This window comes from Burkholderia metallica (assembly GCF_001718555.1).
GTDB lineage: Bacteria > Pseudomonadota > Gammaproteobacteria > Burkholderiales > Burkholderiaceae > Burkholderia > Burkholderia metallica.
In genome coordinates this window covers 169,329-190,234 of sequence record NZ_CP013402.1, presented here as the reverse complement: position 1 = coordinate 190,234, position 20,906 = coordinate 169,329, and the positions used below count along the sequence as shown (strand labels likewise).

General features: G+C 67.5%; 15 protein-coding genes. 5 read left to right on the top strand and 10 right to left on the bottom strand.

Annotated features, from left to right (window positions below):
- Window positions 1–4: 4 nt before the first annotated feature.
- Window positions 5–865 (bottom strand): transporter substrate-binding domain-containing protein, encoded by an 861-nt coding sequence (locus tag WJ16_RS16785; RefSeq protein ID WP_076605961.1) that lies wholly within the window; start codon window positions 863–865, stop codon window positions 5–7.
- Between the two features lie 322 nt (window positions 866–1,187).
- Window positions 1,188–2,321: a TIGR03364 family FAD-dependent oxidoreductase gene (locus WJ16_RS16780; RefSeq protein ID WP_236858278.1), complete on the bottom strand. Its 1,134-nt coding sequence runs from the start codon at window positions 2,319–2,321 to the stop codon at window positions 1,188–1,190.
- Between the two features lie 727 nt (window positions 2,322–3,048).
- Between WJ16_RS16780 and WJ16_RS16775 the strand changes: the two genes are divergently transcribed.
- From WJ16_RS16775 to dctA, 3 genes are all read left to right on the top strand, one after another.
- Window positions 3,049–4,953, top strand: coding sequence for a glycoside hydrolase family 3 protein (locus tag WJ16_RS16775; protein WP_236858276.1), 1,905 nt, complete (start codon window positions 3,049–3,051; stop codon window positions 4,951–4,953).
- A gap of 143 nt (window positions 4,954–5,096) precedes the next feature.
- Window positions 5,097–6,020, top strand: coding sequence for a LysR family transcriptional regulator (locus WJ16_RS16770; protein WP_069258213.1), 924 nt, complete (start codon window positions 5,097–5,099; stop codon window positions 6,018–6,020).
- Between the two features lie 34 nt (window positions 6,021–6,054).
- Window positions 6,055–7,389 (top strand): C4-dicarboxylate transporter DctA, encoded by a 1,335-nt coding sequence (dctA, locus tag WJ16_RS16765; protein ID WP_069258758.1) that lies wholly within the window; start codon window positions 6,055–6,057, stop codon window positions 7,387–7,389.
- 24 nt (window positions 7,390–7,413) lie between these two features.
- On the opposite strand, the gene WJ16_RS16760 is transcribed toward dctA, so the two are convergent.
- Both WJ16_RS16760 and tcuC read right to left on the bottom strand, forming a co-directional pair.
- The gene (locus tag WJ16_RS16760) at window positions 7,414–8,202 is read right to left on the bottom strand and encodes a substrate-binding domain-containing protein (RefSeq protein WP_069258212.1); all 789 of its coding nucleotides are present in this window, start codon (window positions 8,200–8,202) and stop codon (window positions 7,414–7,416) included.
- A gap of 61 nt (window positions 8,203–8,263) precedes the next feature.
- Window positions 8,264–9,559: an MFS transporter gene (tcuC, locus tag WJ16_RS16755; protein ID WP_069258211.1), complete on the bottom strand. Its 1,296-nt coding sequence runs from the start codon at window positions 9,557–9,559 to the stop codon at window positions 8,264–8,266.
- Window positions 9,560–9,855: 296 nt separating this feature from the next.
- Here tcuC and WJ16_RS16750 point away from each other — a divergent pair, with 296 nt between their 5' ends.
- Window positions 9,856–11,376 (top strand): sensor domain-containing diguanylate cyclase, encoded by a 1,521-nt coding sequence (locus WJ16_RS16750; RefSeq protein ID WP_069258210.1) that lies wholly within the window; start codon window positions 9,856–9,858, stop codon window positions 11,374–11,376.
- A 211-nt stretch (window positions 11,377–11,587) separates the two neighbouring features.
- Complete coding sequence (locus WJ16_RS16745; RefSeq protein WP_069258209.1) at window positions 11,588–13,546, top strand: phosphatase PAP2 family protein; 1,959 nt, start codon at window positions 11,588–11,590, stop codon at window positions 13,544–13,546.
- 47 nt (window positions 13,547–13,593) lie between these two features.
- Here the strand turns inward: WJ16_RS16745 and WJ16_RS16740 are convergent, their stop codons facing one another.
- The 6 genes from WJ16_RS16740 to xylA are packed head-to-tail and all read right to left on the bottom strand — an operon-like array spanning window position 13,594 to window position 20,671.
- Window positions 13,594–13,923, bottom strand: a complete 330-nt coding sequence (locus WJ16_RS16740; RefSeq protein WP_069258208.1) for a hypothetical protein — start codon at window positions 13,921–13,923, stop codon at window positions 13,594–13,596.
- Window positions 13,924–13,958: 35 nt separating this feature from the next.
- Window positions 13,959–15,170 carry a sugar ABC transporter permease gene (locus WJ16_RS16735; RefSeq protein WP_069258207.1) on the bottom strand — a complete coding sequence of 404 codons (1,212 nt, stop codon included), beginning with the start codon at window positions 15,168–15,170 and terminating at the stop codon, window positions 13,959–13,961.
- Entirely contained in the window at window positions 15,167–16,726 is a 1,560-nt protein-coding gene (gene xylG / locus WJ16_RS16730; RefSeq protein WP_069258206.1) for a D-xylose ABC transporter ATP-binding protein, read from the bottom strand. Before xylG ends, WJ16_RS16735 begins: the two co-directional genes overlap by 4 nt.
- Before the next feature lie 58 nt (window positions 16,727–16,784).
- Complete coding sequence (gene xylF, locus WJ16_RS16725) at window positions 16,785–17,813, bottom strand: D-xylose ABC transporter substrate-binding protein (protein WP_069258205.1); 1,029 nt, start codon at window positions 17,811–17,813, stop codon at window positions 16,785–16,787.
- A 52-nt stretch (window positions 17,814–17,865) separates the two neighbouring features.
- Window positions 17,866–19,344, bottom strand: coding sequence for a xylulokinase (xylB, locus tag WJ16_RS16720; RefSeq protein WP_069258204.1), 1,479 nt, complete (start codon window positions 19,342–19,344; stop codon window positions 17,866–17,868).
- Between the two features lie 4 nt (window positions 19,345–19,348).
- Complete coding sequence (gene xylA, locus WJ16_RS16715) at window positions 19,349–20,671, bottom strand: xylose isomerase (RefSeq protein ID WP_069258757.1); 1,323 nt, start codon at window positions 20,669–20,671, stop codon at window positions 19,349–19,351.
- Window positions 20,672–20,906 lie beyond the last annotated feature (235 nt).

Sequence of the window (20,906 nt, the reverse complement as noted above, 5' to 3'; positions counted from 1 at the left end):
GCGCTTACGGCGTGACGTCGGTCTTGAACCACTTGTCGGCGAGCTTCTTCACGGTGCCGTCCGCGAGAGCGGCGCCGATCGCCGAATCGAACTTCGTCTTCAGGTCGGCATCCTGCTTGCGGAACGCGAGGCCTTCACCGGGCCCCCAGATCGGGCCGCCGAGCTTCGGGCCGGCGAGCACGATCGACGCGTTGTCCTTCTTCGCGTTGTTCGCCGCGTAGTACGTGACGTCGTCGAACGATGCGTCGATGCGGCCGGCGACGAGGTCGAGATCGCGCTCGGGCGACGTCTTGTACACGCGGATCGACGCGATGTCCTTGAAGCTGTCGTTGATGAACTTCGTGTAGACGGTGCCCGACTGGATGCCGATCGTCTTGCCCTTCAGCTGCTTGCGCAGCGCATCGACGGTGGGCTTGTCGGCATTCGCGTCGCCCGACAGCTTGACGATCGGCGCGCCCGGCGCCGCCTTCGGCAGAATCTTCGTGTCGGTGACCGCGAACGTCGCGGGCGTGGCCGCATACGGACGCGAGAACAGCAGGATCTTCTCGCGCTCCGGCGTGATCGAGATCGCATCCATCAGGACATCGAACTTGCCGGCCTGCAGCCCCGGAATCATCCCGTCCCAGTCCTGCGCGACCATGTTGCACTGCACCTTGATGCGCTCGCACACGTTGGCGAGCAGTTCGGGCTCGAAGCCGCCGAGCTTGCCGCCCGGCAGCGTGAGGTTCCACGGCGCGTAGCCGCCTTCGAGCGCCACCGTCACGGTCTTCCACTCCTTCGCCTGCACCGGCGCCGAAAGCGTGGCCGCTGCCGCCGCGATGATGCCGATCGTCCTGACTGCCCACTTGATGTGCTTGCCGTTCACGAGAGTTCTCCTTGCGTTGAAGATCGTCATCCCCTCGGACATGCACGCCGCCTCAGGAATTTGTCTATACAAGCATGCAAGAAGAAAAACGCAGCGACAAGCGTTGATCAAAAAAAACCGGGAAAACGCGGGAAATCCCCTAAGCACGCGGCTCCGGCGTGCCTCTTGGCGGTGATTCGCAGCACGAACATGGTGCATTCCGTACGATCTTTCGATCAGAATGACTAGACAAATTTCCGATTCGACCGCTTCGCTAAACACGCCGTCATCGGCCACGCTTTCCGAGCGCCCCCGCGACCGCCCCTCCCGCCTGCTCACAGGATCACCACGCGGCAAACACGTCCTGCGCGATCCCGAAGCCCATGCTCATGCCGGCGCCGCTCGTCACGACGACGACGCGCGTGGCGTCGTCCGGCGCGTCGATCACGCAATCGGCATCGGCTGCCGACGGATAGCTGCCGGTCCAGCGTTCGATCACGTCCAGGTCCGGCACGTCGAGCGTCTCGTGCAGCAGGCGCAGGATCTGCGCATCGATTACCTGCGTCGCGAACGGCAGCGGTGCGGCGCCGTATTCGTGCGAATCCCCGACCACGAGACTGCCGTCCGCGCTCTGCACCGCGATCAGATGAATGCCGTGACCGATGCACACGGGCTCCTCCGCAGTCAGGCGCGCGCCCAACGCGCCGGCCTCGGGCAACGCCGCGAAACCGGCATAGCGCAGCAGGCTCAGGTCGCTCATCACCGCGGCGCGCAGCGCCAGCGGGCGACGCGGCCGCACGCGCAGCATCTGCAACTGGCAGAGCCGTACTGCATGCCGCGCGAACCAGTCGCCGTACAGGTGGCGGCTGTCCGCATTGCCGCAGACGATCACGCGCTCCGCATGCAGCACGCCGCGCGACGTCCGCACGGACGGGGTACGGACTTCATGCACCATCTCGCCGTAGCGAAACCGCACCCCGAAGCGTTCCGCGAGCCATGACGCCAGCAACGCGATCGCGGTACGCGGCTCGATGCGCAGTTCATGCGGGCTGTGCAGGACGCCGTGCGCACCGTCCAGCCGCAGTTCCGGCGCGACGGCTGCCGCGTCGCCGGGCGTCATGACCCGGCAGCCGTCGGCCATGCCGGTTTGCATAAACGCGTCGAGCACGCTCATCGCCTCGGGGCGGCGCGCGATCAGATGCAGGCCCCGGTGAAGCACGTCGATTCCGGCTTGCGGCGCGATGTCCGCCCAGACTTCGCGGCTCGCGCGCGCACGCCGCCAGCTGTGTTCGGCGCGCTGCCCGGTGACGGTGACGAAGCCGAAATTGCGGATCGACGCGCCCGTGCATGCGGCATCGCGCTCGATCACGCAGACGCGCAGCCCCTTGAGCGCCGCCGTATAGGCATGGGCGAGGCCGACGATGCCGGCGCCGACGACGATCACGTCATGAGAATCTGCCGCTGCGATGGCGTTCACGATTGGATGTTCCTTCTGTGCGGATGACACGCGCCGCCGCCGGGAGCCAACGCTTCGGTTGCCGCTCGCCGTCTCCGATGGACGGCTCCCCGGGAGTGGGGCGAACGGGCCGGCTTGCGCCGGTCGATGCCGGGACCGGTGCCCGTTCCGCACTATCGCAACGCGAAATGACATCCGGATGAAAAGCCACAAAACAGCATGAATTGGCATATTTTGCCATTACATCGGAGAGCATCGGATCGCGCGGAAAATCCGCGTCGCCCTGCCCGTGCCGCGCATTCGCATACGCGGCCTCTCCGGATCGGGCGTTCCGTGCGCATCGATGCAGTACACGTCACGCGCAAGATTGTGCGGATGTGCGGCGGCCGCCGCGGGACGCGGCACCGGCGCCAAACCGACGTCGACGCCCTCGTGTTCTGCGGCGGCACTCGCGAGCGCGTGCGCGCAGACCCTGCCATGGATGCCCGTCGGCCACACCGCACTGCACGTCGTGCTCCATCGGGACAAGAACTGCACCCGGCGGCAAAACGTCACCTGAAACAGATCGGTAAAGTGGCGAGCGGCTATTTGTAATGCTTCACGGCCGCCCCTAAAAAAACCGATTCAGGAGACATGAATGCAACGCTTCACGAGATCCGCCATTCGCCGATCGGCTCTGACCGCGTCGGGCGCCGCAGTCACCGTCGGGCTGTTTGCCTGTGGCGGCGTCGACTCGACTTCCACGCCCGTGACGCAACAGGACTTCGGCTACACGACGTTGAACGTACTCACCCGCGACGGCCTGAAGTTCAAGGACATGGACAAGAACGGCCAGCTCGAACCGTACGAAGACTGGCGGCTGAGTGCCGACGTGCGTGCGCGGGACCTGGTCGGCCGCCTCACGCTGGCCGAGAAGGCCGGCCTGATGATGCACGGCACCGCACCGGTGCTGAACGATACGACCGGTTCGGGCACCGGCTCCGCGTACGATCTGGCGGCGCTCAAGTTGCTGATCGATCAGCGCGGCATCAACACCTACATCACGCGCATGAGTGCCGATGCGCAGACGATGGCCGACCAGTACAACCAGATTCAGACGCTGGCGGAGCAATCGCGGCTCGGCATCCCGGTGTCGATCAGTTCGGACCCGCGCAACCATTTCCAGTACACGCTCGGCGCGAGCGCCGGCGGCAGCGGTTTCTCGCAGTGGCCAGAAACGCTCGGCTTCGCCGCGATCGGCGACGCGGCACTCACGCGGAAATTCGGCGATATCGCGCGCCAGGAGTACCGCGCGGTCGGCATCACCGAAGCGCTGTCGCCGCAGGCCGACCTGGCGACCGAGCCGCGCTGGGCGCGCATCAACGGCACGTTCGGCGAAGACGCCGATCTCGCGCGCGCGCAGGTTCAGGCGTATATCGAAGGGTTTCAGGGCGGCGGCAACGGCATTCAGGCCAATAGCGTGATCGCGGTCGTCAAGCACTGGGCCGGCTATGGCGCGCAAAAACTCGGGTTCGACAGTCACAATTACTACGGTCGTTACGCGACCTATCCAGGCAACAATTTTGCGTATCACCTGAAACCGTTCGAAGGCGCGTTTGCCGCCAACGTCGGCTCGGTGATGCCGACCTATTCCGAACCGGACGCGACGGTGACGGTCGACGGCATCACGCTGGAACCCGTCGGCGGCGCGTACGACAAGGCGTTGCTGACCGACCTGCTGCGCGGAAAATACGGCTTCAAGGGCGTGATCCTGTCGGACTGGCTGATCGCCGACGACTGCGACGCGAACTGCATCAACGGCGTGTCGTCGGGGGCGCCGTCGTTTGCCGGACTCGGCATGCCGTGGGGAATGGAAGGCGCCACCCGCGTGCAGCGTTTCGTGCGGGCGGTCAATGCCGGTATCGACCAGTTCGGCGGCGACGACGATCCGTCCGACCTGATCGATGCCGTCAACCGCGGACAGTTGTCGGAAGATCGCCTGTCGGAGTCGGCCTATCGCGTGCTGCTGCAGAAGTTCCAGCAAGGCCTGTTCGACCATCCGTACGTCGACGCGGCCGCGGCCGGCAAGATCGTCGGCAACGCCGAGTTCCGGGCCCAGGCGCTCGACGCCCAGCGCCGCTCGATGGTGCTGCTGCAAAACAACGGCAAGCTGCTGCCGATGACGGCATCGGGCAAGAAAGTCTGGCTGTACGGCATCGATCCCGCGATCGCACGACAGTATGGTTATCAGGTCGTCGATACGCCGCAGGCCGCGGACGTCGCGATTCTCCGCGTGAGCACGCCATACGAAAGGCTGCACCCGAACTACATGTTCGGTTCGATGCAGCACGAGGGCAGTCTCGCGTTCGTCGACGGCAATGCGGACTACGAGGCCATCAAGCAGGCCGCGCTTGCGCCGCAATCGATCGTGTCGGTCTACATGGATCGTCCCGCGATCCTGACCAACGTGCAGGACAAGGCCACCGCGATTCTCGCCAACTTCGGCGTGACGGACGCCGCCCTGTTCGACGTGCTGACCGGGAAAGGTCAACCGCAAGGGAAGCTGCCGTTCGAGTTGCCGTCGTCGATGGCTGAAGTCGTCGCCCAGCGGGAAGACGTGCCGCACGATACCGCCCATCCGTTGTATCCGTTCGGATACGGTCTGACGTATTGACGCAGTGTCGATGCCGGCTCGCGGATCGCGGCCGGCATCGCGCGTCAAACGGCGATCGAACCGGCATCGCCCGCCGCCCGCCGCGCGGCAGTCGCGGCGGAATCGGGCAAAATGCTCCGCATCTGACATGCGGAGATGTACCCGTGGCAATCAATTTCGATTTAACCGACCTGCAGGCATTCCGCGCGGTCGTGGAAACGGGCAGTTTCCGCAAGGCCGCGGAGACGGTCAGCCTCTCGCAGCCCGCGTTGAGCCGCCGGATCGACAAGCTCGAGGAAGCGCTCGGCGTGCGGCTCATCGAGCGCACCACGCGCAGCGTTTCGCTCACCACCGTCGGCCGCGTGTTCGCCCAGAGTGCCGAACAACTGCTCGACGATCTCGACGCGGCCCTGCTCGGCATTCGCGACGTGTCGTCGAGCCGGCTGGGCCATGTGACCATCGCATGCGTACCGTCAGTGGCCTACTACTTTCTGCCCGGCATCATCGCGCGCTATCATCGCCGCTTTCCGCGCATCCGCGTCAAGCTGCTGGACGCGAGCGCGAACGACGTACTGGGCGCCGTCATCAGCGGCGAGGCCGATTTCGGCGTGAGCTTCATGGGCAGCCAGGAGGCCGACATCGAGTTCAAGGTGCTGCTCCAGGAGCGCTTCGTCGCGGCCTGCCGCCGCGACCATCCGCTCGCGCTCAGGAAGCGCGTGACCTGGAACGAACTCTACGAGCACGATTACGTGTCGGTCGACAAAACGTCCGGCAACCGCCTGTTGCTCGACCAGGCGCTGGCCGCCGTGGCGCCGCGCGGGCCGAGCGTGTGCGAAGCGCGCCACGTGACGACCCTGCTCGGCCTGATCGAAGCGGGGCTCGGCGTCGCCGCGGTGCCGTCGATGGCGATGCCCGGGCACGACCATCCCGTGCTCACGAGCGTGCCGCTCGTCGAGCCGGTCGTCAAACGACGCGTGGGCATCGTGAAACGACGCGGGCGCCCGCTCACACCGGCCGCCGAAGCGTTTCATCGGATGATCATCGAGACGAAACGTGCGGGTGCCGCAGATGGCGGCGCATCCGTATGACAACGACAGAAGCAACACGAAGGAAGACCGTACCGTGAGGTTGGCCAGGCTGCTCGGATCGCTTTATGTGCAGGTCCTGCTCGCGATGATGCTCGGCGTGAGCGTCGGGCACGTCTGGCCGGAAGCCGGCGCGATGCTCAAGCCCCTCAGCGACGCCTTCGTCGGCCTCGTCCGGATGACCATCGCACCGATCGTCTTCTGCACGATCGTCTCGGGCATCACGTCGCTGGCGAACGGAAGGGCAATCGGCCGCACGATCGTCCGGGCGCTGGCGCTCTTCTATCTGCTGACCGCCGTCGCGCTCGCGATCGGCCTCGTCACCGCGTTCGTATTGCGACCGGGCGCCGGCATGCACATCGACGTCCACCACCTCGATTCGAGCATCCTCGCGCCGTACGTGAGGGAAGCGCAACCACGCGGGCTCGTGGCGTTCGCGCTGAGCGTGATCCCCGATACGATGCTCGGCGCGTTCGGGAACGGCGACGTGTTGCCGGTGCTGCTGCTGTCGCTGCTGTTCGGCTTCTCGCTGAACGCCCATCCTCGGGCCGGCCGGCCCGTTCTTGCACTGATCGACGGGGTCGCACAGATCCTCTTTCGCGTGCTCGCGATGATCATGCGGCTCGCGCCGCTCGGCGCATTCGGCGCGATGGCCTTCACGGTGGGCCGCTTCGGGATCGGCTCGGTCGGCTCGCTGGCGAAGCTGATGCTGTCGTTCTACGTAGCGTGCGCGTTGTTCGTCGCGCTGGTGCTCGCCCCGCTCGCGCGGCTGCACGGCTTCGCGCTGTGGCGACTGCTGCGCTATCTGCGCGAAGAGTTGCTCATCGTCCTCGCGACGTCCTCTTCGGAACCGGTCCTGCCGCGCCTGATCGTCAAGCTGGAGTCGCTCGGGTGCGACAAGGGCGTCGTGGGGCTCGTGCTGCCGGCAGGCTATTCCTTCAACCTCGACGGCACCGCGATCTATCTGACGCTCGCGGCCCTGTTCATCGCGCAAGCGTGCGACGTGCCGCTGTCGGCGTCGCAGATCGCGATGCTGCTCGCCGTCATGCTGCTGACGTCCAAGGGCGCGGCCGGCGTGTCCGGCAGCGGGCTGGTGGCGCTGGTCGCCACGCTCGCCGTCATGCCCGACCTGCCGGTTGCCGGGGTGGCCCTGCTGATCGGCATCGATCGCTTCATGTCGGAGGCGCGCGCGCTGACGAGCGTAATCAGCAATGCGTGCGCGGTCATCTTCGTTTCGACGTGGGAACGCGCGTGCGATCGCGAGCGTCTTGCACGGGTGCTCACCGCGGCCGGGTCCGCCTCGCGTGACGGGGCCGCTGAAGACCCTGCGGCGGTGGCGGCAGAGGCCGACGGTAACGGGAAGGCGTGCTGACGCGGGCCTTCCCGTCGTCCGGATTCAGTGAGCGGAAGCGGAAACGGAATCGAGTCCGGTCGACTGCACGTCCGCCTGCACATCGGGCGACGCGAGATAGTCGAGCAGCGCCTTCGCTTCGGCCGGATGCTGCGCGCCAACGGGGATGCCCGCGGCGAAGCGCGTGACGGACTGCAGCGACTCGGGAATCTTGCCCACGAAGGTTGCACCCTTGACCGGCAACAGCTCGCTCACCTGCTGGAAGCCGATTTCGTAGTCGCCGTTCGCCACGACCGACGCCACCGGAATCCGCGGAACCATCTTCGCCTTCGACTTCACCTGGTCCTCGATTCCGAGCTTCCTGAACAGCTCCCGTTCGATATACACGCCGCTCGCGCTGTCCGAATAGGCGATCGACGTTGCATGCAGCAGCACCTGCCTGAGTTTGTCGACCGAGCTGATGTCGGGCTTCGCCGCGCCTTCGCGCACGACCATGCCGATGCGCGAATCGGCCAGCTCGACCCGCGAGCCGGGCACGACCTTGCCCTGCTTGATCAATTCGTCGAGGGCGTAGCCGACCATGATCACGGCGTCGGCGGGTTCGCCGCGCGCGAGCCGGTTCGGAATCGCTTCGGGCGACTTGCCCATCGACGGGCCGAGCGCGGTATCGAGCGTATTGCCCGTCGCGGACGCGAACCGCGGGCCGAGCAGTTTGTACGCGGCGGTGAAGCCGCCCGAGCTCATCACGTGCAGTTCGGCGGCCTGCGCGTTGGCCGCCACCGCGGCGGCAAGGACGAGCGCGGTCGTGCAAAATTTCCGGAGCAGATTTTTCATGATCGTGGTGTGGGTCGTGCGGATTCGTATGTACGGGTGAATCATCCGGATGAACCGGGCATCAATGCGCGGGCGTCAGCGTTGCTGAATGGCGACGATAGAGCGCGAACGTCGCGAGCAGCGCGCACACCGCGGCGAAGCTCATCCAGTAGCCCGGGGCCGCCTTGTCGCCCGTCATGTGAATGAGCGCGGTCGAGATGGCGGGCGTGAAGCCGCCGAACACGGCCGTCGCGAGGCTGTATGCGAGCGAGAAGCCCGCGACCCGCACCTGCACCGGCATCACTTCCGTGAGCGCGACGACCATCGCGCCGTTGTAGATCCCGTACATGAACGAGAGCCACAGGAGGACGAGCAGCATGTTGACGAACGACGGCGCGTGAGCGAGCAACGACAGCGCCGGGTAGGCGGTCACGATGGCGAGCATCGTCATGGCGACCAGTAGCGGCCGGCGGCCGATCCTGTCGGACAGCGCCCCGCCGATCGGCAGCCACACGAAGTTCGACACGCCGACGCAGAGCGTCACGAGCAGGCTGTCGGCGGTGCTCAGATGCAGCACCGTCTTGCCGAAGGTCGGCGCATAGACCGTGATCAGGTAAAAGCTCGTGGTGGTCATCGCGACCAGCATCATCCCGGCCACCACGACGCCCCAGTTCTGCACCAGCGTACCGAACACTTCCTTCATGCCCGGGCGATGCGTACGCGCGTTGAATTCCCGGGTTTCCTCCAGGTTCCGGCGCAGCATGAAGATGAACGGCACGATCATGCAGCCGACGAAGAACGGCACGCGCCACCCCCATGCGGCGATCGCCGATGCGCTGAGCCAATGGTTGAGCGCAAAGCCGAGTCCCGCCGCGACGACGATCGCGACCTGCTGGCTGGCGGACTGCCAGCTCGTGTAGAACCCCTTGCGGCCGGGTGTGGCCAGTTCGGCGAGATAGACCGATACGCCCCCGAGTTCGGCGCCGGCGGAAAAGCCCTGCAGCAAGCGTCCGAGCAGCACGAGCGCCGGTGCCAGCAGGCCGATCGTCGCGTAGCCCGGCACGAACGCAATCAGCACGGTGCCGCTCGCCATGATCGCCAGCGTGACGATCAGGCCCTTGCGGCGGCCGACTTCGTCGATGTACGCGCCCAGCACGACGGCGCCCAGCGGCCGCATCAGGAAACCGGCGCCGAACACCGCGAACGTCATCATCAACGATGCGAACTCGCTTTGTGCGGGAAAGAAGACGTTGGCGATCTGCGTGGCATAGAAGCCGAACAGGAAAAAGTCGAACTGCTCGAGAAAATTCCCGGCCGTGACGCGAAAGACCGCGGCGGCCTTCGAACGTTCGGCCGGAAGGCTGGACGAGGGGTGCATCGGGGTGTCTCCTGAAGATTCGGAAGAATGCGGAAGAGGCGGATCGATTGTCGTTTTCCGGCATGTTCGCTCGGCGCCGGCCAAACGATAAGTGCAATTTTTGGAAGAATTGATGTTGATTGGTTATCAATCGGCGCAACGGCGCGCCCGGCCGCATACGTTTGCGCGCCCGTGCGCGATCGCCCGCGTCGACCCTGGCGCGATGCGCGGCCTCGATTTCCGGTTAACCGTGCCGTTAACCCGGATTTGACCCGCGCCGGATCACGTGCAGCCGGCCTCCCCTACGAGCGCGTAGCATGCCCGCATTCACTTCGATCGAGAACATTGCCGACTGGGCCGGACGCAACCATCTGGTCGTCGGCGCATTGGGCACGCTGATGTCGCTTGCGGCGCTCGCGATCAGCGCGGCGACGCTGTGGGCCGGGCGCAGCGAAGTGGTCGAGCACGCACACGAGACGTCGCGCAACGTCGCCGCCGTGCTGGCGAGCCAGATCGCGCGCACCGTCGAAACGTCGAACAACGCGCTGGTCGCGCTGGCGTCCGATCTCGGCAAGCCCGCGGTGCGGCGGATGGATGCCCGGCTGCGGCACGACCTGCTGTTCGAGCGCACGGCAGCCCAGTACGTGACCGGCATGGGCGTGACCGACGCGCGCGGCCGGTTGATCGACGGATGCTGCGGCACGACCCACCATTGGAATTTCAGCGATCGCGACTATTTCACCGTGCATCGCGATTCGGACGCCGTCGGCCTCTACGTGTCCGAGGCCTATCGCGCGCGCTCGCGCGGCGGCAAGGAGTCCATCGCGCTGTCGCGGCGCATCGACCGGCCGGATCGCGCGTTCAACGGGATCGCGGTGGTCGCCATCGACCTCGCTTACTTCGAGCAGCTGCTGTCCCGTCTCGATGTCGGGCCGCACGGGGTCAGCGCCATTCTGCGCGCGGACGGCACGATCCTCGCGAGAAATCCGCCGTTGAGCGACGGGCAGATGAATCACCTGCGCCGCTCGAAGACCTTCGTGCGGATGGTGAACAGCGAATCGGGCTTCTATCCCGCGCGTTCGAGCATCGACGGCATCACGCGGCTGTATACGTACCAGCGGGTGCCGGGCACGCCGCTGATCGCCGTCGTCGCGCCGGCCGAGCACGACGTGCTGGCGGGCATGACGCGCCTGTCGTGGACGGTCGGCGTATCCGCCACCCTGATCAGCGCACTGTTCTGCGCGGTCGTATGGCTGCTTGCGTTCGCGCTGCGGGACAACCTGCGCAAACAGACGCAGCTCACGGACCTCACGCGGACCGATCCGCTGACGGGCCTGTGCAACCGCCGCGCGCTCGACATTGCGCTGGCCGACGAATGGAGCCGGCTGCAGCGCAGCAGCAGCGGCAGCCTGTCGATCCTGTTCATCGATGCCGATCACTTCAAGCAGTACAACGACCGGCACGGGCATGCGCAAGGCGACACCGCGCTGCGTTTTCTCGCCGAATGCATCCGCGCGCATACGCGGCGGCGCGGCGATCTCGCCGCGCGCTACGGCGGCGAGGAGTTCGTCGCGGTGTTGCCGGATACCGACGAGAACGGCGCCACGCAGGTCGCGGAAGCCATTCGGCGCGACGTCGAACGCAACCGGCTCGACGGATTTGCGGAAGCCGTTCCGGCCTTCACCGTCAGCATCGGCAGCGCGACCGGCCATCGCGCGCGGCCCGCGTCCGTGCATGCGCTGTCGCATCAGGCCGACATGGCGCTCTATCGTGCGAAGCGCGAAGGCAGGAACCGGGTGTGTTGCGCGGAAACGGAGCCGTTCGCGCGCTCGGCATGACCGGTCGCGGGGCCGCGTCTGCGCGGTGCGTCGGCCGGTGACGGACGACCGATTGCGCATCGAATCCGGCGCCCGACATATTCAGCACCGGAAATTAACCAGATAGTGGGAATTTTCGCGAATCGAGCACGTCGCGAAACAAATCCTTAACCGTCGCGTAATGATCCATCACCACAATGCGCCATCTTTGACCATCAGGATGGAGTCTTGCATGTTTGCGTCACGAAGCCGTTTCCCGCTGCACGTCGCAGCATTGTCGACTGCGATCGTACTGGCTGCCTGCGGCGGCGGCGACGATGTGGCGTCGACCGGCACGATAGCGGCAGCCGTTCCGGCGCCGCCGGCCGACCCCGGTTTCGTCGACAGTGCGCCGGTGCCGAGCGTGCCCGCGTTCGTCGACAACATCGCGACCAACCAGCGCGGCGATGCGCGCTATGCGACGCTGTCGACCAACGCCGCGGTGCGCGTGGTGAGCCGCTTCCTCGATCTCTGGCAGCCGTCGACGATGCTGGTCGACGCGGGCGTGAGCGCGCCGGCGGTCGGCGCGTTTCCGGCCATCTCGCCGTCCACGTGCTCCGGCCTGCCCGGCAACGGCACACCGTGCGGCGCGATCGTGAACGACGCGGTGCTGTCGGCCAACGTGCAGTACGTGGTCAACGCGACGACCGCGCGCACGCCGCAGCAGGCCGACGCCGCGTACTACGACGACCGGCGCGGCAAGGGCTTCAGCGTGACCGACGGCATGGGTCCGCTCACCGCCGCGTGGCGCACCGCGGCCCAGCAGACGACCAGCATCACCAGCATTCCGTCGGACGCGACGTCGGTGCTGTACAACGACTCGGGCAACAACGTCGGCGTCGGCAGCAGCACGAACGCGAGCTTCGGGAAAGTCGTCGACCTGCTGAACGAAATGGGCAACAACGCGTCGACCGAACCCGCCAAGCGCTTCTTCAAATACGCGCGGCCGTACCGCTGGAGTTCGAGCGTCGTGGTCGCGCCGACGCTCGTGCCGGCGGAAAGCACGACGCCCGCGACCGACGGTGGCTTCATCAGCGGCCACTCGGCCGAAGCGATGCGCGATGCGACGACGATGGCGTGGCTCGTACCGGAGCGCTTCCAGGAAATGGTCAGCCGCGGCCTCGAGCTCGGCGAGAACCGCATCATCGCCGGCATGCACTCGCCGCTCGACGTGATCGGCGGGCGCATGCTCGCGCTGGCCGTCAGCGCGGCGAACCTGACCGCGTATGCGGGCGACGCGCAGGCGGCGACCGCGCAAGCCCATCAGGCGCTGCAGCAACTGACGGGCACGACCGCCGCGACGTTCCCCGCGTTCGCGCACGCCGCGACGACGGCAACCGACCGGTTCGCCGACTATGCGACGAACAAGGCCGCGTTCCTGCGCCGGATGACGTTCGGCTTCGCCGCGATCGAATCGACGGACGCGCCGCCGGTCGTGCCGAAGGGCGCGGAAGTCCTGCTGCAGACGCGCTTTCCGTACCTGAGCGCCGACCAGCGGCGCGTCGTGCTGAAAACCACCGAACTGCCGTCCGGCTATCCGGTGATGGACGATGCGGAAGGCTGGGGCCGCCTGAACCTGTTCGCGGCGGCCGACGGCTACGGCGCGTTCAACGGCAACGTGATCGTGTCGATGGATGCGTCGCAGGGCGGGTTCAATGCCGCCGATCTGTGGCGTAACGACGTCGTAGGCGCCGGCAAGCTGACGCTGCAAGGCACCGGCACGCTGACGCTCGCGGGCAACAACAGCTATACGGGCGGCACGCAGGTGAGCGGCGGCACGCTGGCGGCCGCGTCGACGACCGCGTTCGGCAACGGCGACGTGTACGTCGGCCCGGGCGGCAGCGTGAAGATCGCCGCCGGCGCGCCGGTGACGATCGCGGCCCGCTATACGCAGCTCGACGGCACGACGCTCGAACTCGACGTCGACGGCAACGGCGGCGGACGCCTGCGCGTGGGCGGCCCGCTCACCGTCGCGGGCGGCACGCTGCACGTGAAGTTCGTGAACGGCTACACGCCGAAAGCCGGCGACACCATCGCGCTGATCGACGGCGCAGCGGCAGCCGCGAAGTTCTCGACGGTGACGATCGACGGGTTCAAGGCCACGCCGGTTTATACGGCGGCGGGCGTGTCGGTCAGGTTGTCGGCGTCGTAATCGTCAGCGGACGCACACGGACTGCGCGCCGCCCCGCGCGTGGCGCGTCAGCGCGCGATGACGGGCGCGGGCGCGTTCGCGGGGTTGCCGCATCGCTCCGCCCGCTCGACGACACGCGCCAGCCGGATGATGTCGGACAGCGCGAAGTCGTTCGCGTCGGGCCTCGGCCGATCGCGCTCGTCGGCCACCCGCATCGCGAACGCAAGCGCTTCGGCGCGCTCGCGCAGCAGCGCGCGCAGCGCATCCGCGACGATGCGCCGGTCGCGCGGATCGCCCAGGCCGAGTACCGGCTCACGGGCGGGTTCGATCTCCGGCTGCGCGAGCGGCGTGACCGCCTGCGCGGAACTGCCGGACATGCAAACGGGGTTGCGTTTCATGTCGTCCTCTCGTTGACCGATGGCCTCGCGCGGCGTCACCGCCGGTTCGACCGCGACACCACGTCGATCCACACGGCCAGCACCAGCACCGCGCCCTTGACGATCATCTGCCAGTACGCGTCGACGTCGAGCATCGACATGCCGTTGTCGAGGCTCGCCATCACGAGCGCGCCGATCAGCGCGCCATAGACGGTGCCCGACCCGCCGCGCATCGACGTGCCGCCGATGAAGCACGCGGCGATCGCATCGAGTTCGCCCATCGTGCCGGCGGACGGCGACCCCGCCGCCAGCCGCGCCGTGTTGACGAGGCCGGCGAACGCGCACATCAGGCCCATCAGCCCGAAGATCGCGAGCTTCACGCGATCGGTATCGACGCCCGACAGCCGCGTTGCCTCCAGGTTCGACCCCACTGCATAGATGCGCCGGCCGAACACCGTCTGCGTCGCGATCCACGAGAACACGCCGAGCAGCGCGAGCAGCAGCAGCACCGGCACCGGGATGCCGCCGTAACGGTCGAGCATCGACACGAACGCAAACAGCACCGCACCGGCGCCGACGATCTTCAGGACGTCCTGCCACAGCGGCGCAACCGCAAGCCGGTAGCGCCGCCGCGTCCCGCGCTGGCGCACCACCAGCAGCAACACGAGCGCGAACAACAGGATCGCGAGGCCATCCCCCGCCACGCGCGGCAGATAGCCCTGCCCGATGAACACGAAGCCGTCCGAGACCGGTGCGATCGTCGAGCCGCCCGTCACGCCGAGCAGCACCCCGCGAAACGCGAGCATCCCGCCGAGCCCGACGATGAACGACGGGATGCGCCGATAGGTCGACCACCAGCCGTTGAAGAGCCCGATCAGCACGCCGAGCGCGAGCACGGCCGGGACCGTCGCCGCGACCGGCCAGTGGCGGTTGACGTCGAGGATCGCGGCGACGCCGCCGAGCAGCCCGAGCAGCGAGCCGACCGACAGGTCGATCTCGCCCGCGATGATGACGAACACCATCCCGCACGCGAGCATGCCGGTGATCGACATCTGCCGCAGCAGGTTCGATACGTTGCGCGGCGTGACGAACGCGCCGTCCGTCAGCACCGAGAAAAACGCCCAGATCGCGGCGACCGCCAGCAGCAGCGCGAGCAGCTTGTAGCGCGCGAAGACCTGACGCAGCGGAAGCCCCGCCGTGCGGCCTGCTGAACCACGGGCCCGGGCATCCGGCGTCGCCGGGGTCGAGGAAGAAAGTTCGGAATTCATGTCGCACTCGCTGCGGTAGGTTCGGTGGGGCGCCGCGCGGGTGTCAGCGCGGCGCCGAGAATCTGTTCCTGCGTGAGATCCCGATTGACGAAATCGCCGCGCAGTTCGCCTTCGCCGATCACCAGCACGCGATCGGCCAGCCCGAGCACCTCGGGCAGCTCCGACGACACGACGATCAGCGCGACGCCGCGCTTCGCTAGCGCGAAGATCAGCCGGTAGATCTCCACCTTCGCGCCCACGTCCACGCCGCGCGTCGGCTCGTCGAGGATCAGCACCTGCGGCTCGGCCAGCAGCATCCTGGCCAGCACCGCCTTCTGCTGGTTGCCGCCGGACAGGCTCGCGATCGGCAGGAACGGATGCGCGGCGCGCACCGACAGCCGCTGCATCTCGGTGCGGATCGCGTCGAGCTCCGCCGCCGCGTCGATCCGCCCGCGCGCCGCGAAGCGCCGCAGCACCGCCAGCGTGATGTTGTGACCCACGCCGAGCTGCGGCACGATGCCGTGGCGCTTGCGGTCCTCGGGCACCATCGCGATGCCCGCGCGGATCGCATCGGCCGGCGAACGGATCGACAGCGCCCGGCCGTTCATCAGCACGGTCGCCGTGCATGCGCCCGGATAGGCGCCGAAGATCGCCTGCATCAGCTCGGTGCGCCCCGCGCCGACGAGCCCGGCGACGCCGAGAATCTCGCCGCGCCGCACGCTGAACGACACGTCGTCGACGCGCTTGCGGCGCGGGTTCGTCACGTCGCGGCACGTCACGTTGCGTGCTTCCAGCACGACGTCGCCGATCGCGTGCGCCTCGCGCGGATACAGGTCGCGGATCTCGCGGCCGACCATCATCGCGATGATGCGGTCCGTCGTCAGCGCGCGCATCGGCTCGGTCGCGACATGGCGGCCGTCGCGGATCACGGCGACGGTGTCGCACACGGCCGCCACCTCGTCGAGCTTGTGCGAGATGTATACGCACGCGACGCCGCGCCGCTTCAGGTCGCGCACGATGTCGAGCAGGATCCGCGTTTCCGTGGCGCTCAGCGACGACGACGGCTCGTCGAGGATCAGCAGCTTCGCGTGCTTGTTCAGCGCCTTCGCGATCTCGATCAGCTGCTGATGGCCGCCGCCGTAGTTCATCACCGGCTGCGCGACGTTGATCGAATCGATCCGCAACTCGCGCAGCAGCGCCTCCGCGCGCTGGATCATCGCCGCGTAGTGCATGCGCCCGCCGGGCAGCACGATCTCGTTGCCGAGGAAGATGTTCTCCGCGACCGACAGCTCGGGCACGAGCATCAGCTCCTGGTGGATGATCGCGATGCCCGCGCGCTCGGTGTCGCGCACGCCGGAGGCCGCGAGCGGCGCGCCTTCCCAGCGGATTTCACCGTCCCAGGTGCCATGCGGATACACGCCCGACAGCACCTTCATCAGCGTCGATTTGCCCGCGCCGTTCTCGCCGCACAGCCCGACGCATTCGCCGGGGTGCACGGTGAGGTCGATGCCGTCGAGCGCCTTGACGCCGTCGAATTCCTTGACGATGCCGCGCATCGTCAGCAAGGGTTCCGTCATTCGTTCATGCCTCGCAGGATGCGCGCGGGCGCGCCGGGGCCGCCCGCGCGTCGCGCCGTTACTGGCTCGCCAGCTGCGCCTGGGTATAGAAGCCGTCCTTCACGACGACGTCGACGTTGCGCTTGGTCAGCAGCGTCGGCTGCAGCAGCACCGTGTCGACCTTCTTCTTGCCGTTGTCGTACTGCGCATTGAACGCGGGTTTGGTGCCCTTCGCGAGATCCACCGCCAGCTTCGCCGCCTCGCTCGCGATCAACTTGAGCGGCTTGTAGACGGTCATCGTCTGCGTGCCGGCGATCACGCGCTTGACCGCCGCGAGATCCGCGTCCTGCCCGGACACCGGCACCTTGCCGGCCAGATGCTGCGCGGCGAGCGCCTGGATCGCGCCGCCGGCCGTGCCGTCGTTGGACGCGACGATCGCGTCGATCTTGTTGTTGTTCGCAGTCAGCGCATCCTCGACGATCCGCAGCGCGGTCGACGCACTCCATTCGGGCACCCACTGCTGGCCGACGACCTTGATGTCGCCGCGGTCGATCGCGGGCTTCAGCACCTTCAACTGGCCTTCGCGCAGCATCTTCGCGTTGTTGTCGGTCGGCGCGCCGCCGAGCAGGAAGTAGTTGCCCTTCGGCTTCGCATCGAACACGCCCTGCGCCTGCAGCTCGCCGACCTTCTCGTTGTCGAACGAGATGTACGCGTCGACGTCCGCGTCGAGAATCAGCCGGTCGTACGACACGACCTTGATCCCGGCCTTCTTCGCTTCGGCGACGACGTTGCCGAGCGTCTTCGAATTGAACGGCACGATCACGATTACGTCGACGCCGCGCGAGATCAGGTTCTCGATCTGGGAAATCTGCCGCTCCTCGCTTGCATCGGCCGACTGCACCGACACCTTCGCGCCGAGCTTCGTCGCGGCCGCGACGAAATAGTCGCGATCGCGCGACCAGCGCTCGACGCGCAGGTCGTCGATGCAGAAGCCGATTTCGGGCTTGTCCTTGCTCGCATGCGCGAGCGGCATGCCCAACGTGAAGAGCGCCAGCGCGGCGGCGCCGGCAAGCGAATTCAATACGGTACGACGCGTCACGGATCTCATGTCTCCACTCCTCTTTATTGGACTGCTCTACGAATGCCGGGCAACCGGCCTGTCACGCACCGGCCGCGAACACCGGCTGGAGCGCTCGGTAAAGCGCGCGAAACGTCGGCCGCCGCGCGTCGCGATACCACGCGTGGCGCTCCCTGTCCGGCTCGCGCACGGCGACGACCGGCGGCTGCGGGCATATGTCGCCCAGCGGCGCGTCCGGTTCGAGCGCGAGCCGCGCGAGGCGCGCGGCGCCGAGCGCCGGCCCCACTTCGCCGCCCGCACGCAGCGTCAGCGCGCGGCCGCTCAGGTCGGCGAGCATCTGCGTCCAGTACGCGCTGCGCGAGCCGCCCCCGATCACCGTGATGCTGTCGGGCGCGAGCCCGGCCGCATGCAGCGCGTCGATGCCGTCGAGCAGCGCGAAGCCGACGCCTTCGAGCGTCGCGTTCGCGAGATCCGCGCGCCGCGTATCCGGGGTGAGCCCATGGAACACCCCCTTCGCATTCACGTCGTTGTGCGGGGTACGCTCGCCGCTCAGGTACGGCAGAAACCACGGGCGGCTCGCGCGGGCGTTCGCCTCGGCATCGTCGAGCAGCGCCGCCACGCCGTCGTAGCCGGCCAGTTGCGCGGTGAAGTCGACGCAGCCGGCCGCGTTCAGCATCACGGACATCAGGTGCCAGGTGTCGGGCAGCGCATGACAGAAGCTGTGCACGGCCGATTCGGGATTCGCGCGAAACCCGTCCGACACCGCGAAATACACGCCCGACGTACCGAGCGACAGCAGCGCATCGCCGGGCCGCACGATGCCGACGCCCACCGCGCCGGCCGCGTTGTCGCCACCGCCGGCCACCACCGGAATCTCGCGCAGCCCGAGCGCGCGTGCGACGGCCGGCAGCAGCGTGCCGGTGATGCGATTGCCTTCGAACACGGCCGGCATCTGCGCGCGCGACAGCCCGCATGCCGCAAGCAACGCGTCGTCGTAGTCGCGCTTCGCGACGTCGAGCCACAGCGTGCCGGCCGCATCCGACGGATCGGTCGCGAACGCGCCGGTCAGCCGGTAGCGCAGATAGTCCTTCGGGAGCAGCACATGGGCGATGCGCGCGAACACGTCAGGTTCGTGGCGACGTACCCACAGCAGTTTCGGCGCGGTAAAGCCCGGCATCGCGATGTTGCCGGCCACCGCGCGCAACGCAGGCGCGAGCCGTTCGAGTTCCACGCACTCGGCGTCCGCGCGGCCGTCGTTCCACAGGATCGCGGGGCGCAGCACGGCGCCCTGCGCATCGAGCAGCGTCGCGCCGTGCATCTGGCCGGTCAGCCCCAGCGCGGCGATGTCGCGCGCATCGATGCCCGCGGCGCCCGCCTCCGCGACGAGCGAGGCGAGCACGCCGCAGGCGGCATCCCACCAGTCGAGCGGCGCCTGTTCCGACCAGCGCGGCCGCGGCCGGCTCACCGCGAGCGGGCGGCTCGCGCTCGCGCGCACCGCGCCGTCGCGATCGAGCAGCACCGCCTTCACGCCCGACGTGCCGAGATCGAGTCCGATGTACATGGCGTCAGCGCAGCCCGTAGATCGCCTGGTTCACGATGTTCTCGAGCCGCTCCTGCGCGCCGCTCGCATGCTGCGGCGCCACGCCGCGCGCGAGCGCATCGGCCGCGAGCGATTCGAGCGTATAGCCGCCGGACAGAATCTTGCGGCCGAACGCGTCGTCCCACTGCGCGTAGCGCTGCCGGCGCAATGCGTCGAGCCGGTCGTTCTCGACCAGCACGGCCGCGCGTTCGAGCGCGAGCGCGAGCACGTCGATCGCGCCGACGTGGCCGTAGAACAGGTCTTCCGGATCGACGCTCTGGCGGCGCACCTTCGCGTCGAAGTTCATTCCGCCGGTCGTGAAGCCGCCGTGGCGCAGGATTTCATAGAACGCGAGCGTCAGCTCCTCGACGCTGTTCGGGAACTGGTCGGTGTCCCAGCCGTTCTGCGGATCGCCGCGGTTCGCGTCGACGCTGCCGAATACACCGAGCGCGAACGCATTCGCGATCTCGTGATGAAACGAGTGCCCGGCGAGCGTAGCGTGGTTCGCTTCGATGTTCACGCGGATCTCGTTCTGCAATCCGTACTGAACGAGGAAGCCGTGCACCGTCGCGACGTCGTAGTCGTACTGGTGCTTGGTCGGCTCCTGCGGCTTCGGCTCGATCAGCAGCGCGCCCTTGAAGCCGATCCGGTGCTTGTGCTCGACGACCATCGACAGGAAACGGGCAAACTGCTCGCGTTCGCGCTTCAGGTCGGTGTTGAGCAAGGTCTCGTACCCTTCCCGCCCGCCCCACAGCACGTAGTTTTCGCCGCCGAGCCGGTGGGTCGCGTCGAGCGCATGGCATACCTGGGTCGCGGCCCATGCGAACACGTCGGGGTTCGGGTTCGTCGCGGCGCCGGCCGCGAAGCGCGGGTGCGAGAACAGGTTCGCGGTGCCCCACAGCAGCCGCACGCCGCTCGCCTGCTGACGCTCGCCGAGATAGTCGACCATGCGCGCGAAATTGGCCGCGTATTCCCGCAGGCTGTCGCCTTCCGGCGCGACGTCGGTGTCGTGGAACGTATAAAACGGCGTGCCGAGCTTCGTGAAGAATTCGAACGCCGCATCCGCCTTCTGCCGCGCCCGCTCGAGCGCATCGCCCGGCTGCTGCCACGGCCGCCGGAACGCGCCCTGCCCGAAGATATCGTGCCCCGGCCAGACGAACGTGTGCCAGTAGCACACCGCGATCCGCAGATGCTCGGCGAGCGTCTTGCCCAGCACGCGCTTCGCGGGGTCGTAATGGTGATAGGCCAGCGGATTGTCCGACTGCGGGCCTTCGTAGCGAATCGCGGGAATGTGTTCGAAATACGACATGGCGTCTCCGTGCAGGGTCTTGTTGCAGCGCAACGCGCGTCGCGGCGACGCACGCGGCCGAATTCGGTTGGCTGGATCGTGCCCGCGCACCTGCCGGCCGGCAATTGCGAAATTGCGCAGCACCGTTGATGTTTCTTGCCAGCCACAAGCGTGCGGCGCGCGTTCCGTCCTACAATCGCCGAACATCACGCGCGCCGCCGCCTTCGGCGCGCCCCGGAGACAACGGCACGGCGCC

Excerpts from the sequence above, each read along its gene's own strand:
- WJ16_RS16760 (WP_069258212.1), bottom strand. The coding sequence starts at position 8,202 with ATGAAAAATCTGCTCCGGAAATTTTGCACGACCGCGCTCGTCCTTGCC.
- tcuC (WP_069258211.1), bottom strand. The coding sequence starts at position 9,559 with ATGCACCCCTCGTCCAGCCTTCCGGCCGAACGTTCGAAGGCCGCCGCG.
- WJ16_RS16750 (WP_069258210.1), top strand. The coding sequence starts at position 9,856 with ATGCCCGCATTCACTTCGATCGAGAACATTGCCGACTGGGCCGGACGC.
- WJ16_RS16745 (WP_069258209.1), top strand. The coding sequence starts at position 11,588 with ATGTTTGCGTCACGAAGCCGTTTCCCGCTGCACGTCGCAGCATTGTCG.
- WJ16_RS16740 (WP_069258208.1), bottom strand. The coding sequence starts at position 13,923 with ATGAAACGCAACCCCGTTTGCATGTCCGGCAGTTCCGCGCAGGCGGTC.
- WJ16_RS16735 (WP_069258207.1), bottom strand. The coding sequence starts at position 15,170 with ATGAATTCCGAACTTTCTTCCTCGACCCCGGCGACGCCGGATGCCCGG.
- xylG (WP_069258206.1), bottom strand. The coding sequence starts at position 16,726 with ATGACGGAACCCTTGCTGACGATGCGCGGCATCGTCAAGGAATTCGAC.
- xylF (WP_069258205.1), bottom strand. The coding sequence starts at position 17,813 with ATGAGATCCGTGACGCGTCGTACCGTATTGAATTCGCTTGCCGGCGCC.
- xylB (WP_069258204.1), bottom strand. The coding sequence starts at position 19,344 with ATGTACATCGGACTCGATCTCGGCACGTCGGGCGTGAAGGCGGTGCTG.
- xylA (WP_069258757.1), bottom strand. The coding sequence starts at position 20,671 with ATGTCGTATTTCGAACACATTCCCGCGATTCGCTACGAAGGCCCGCAG.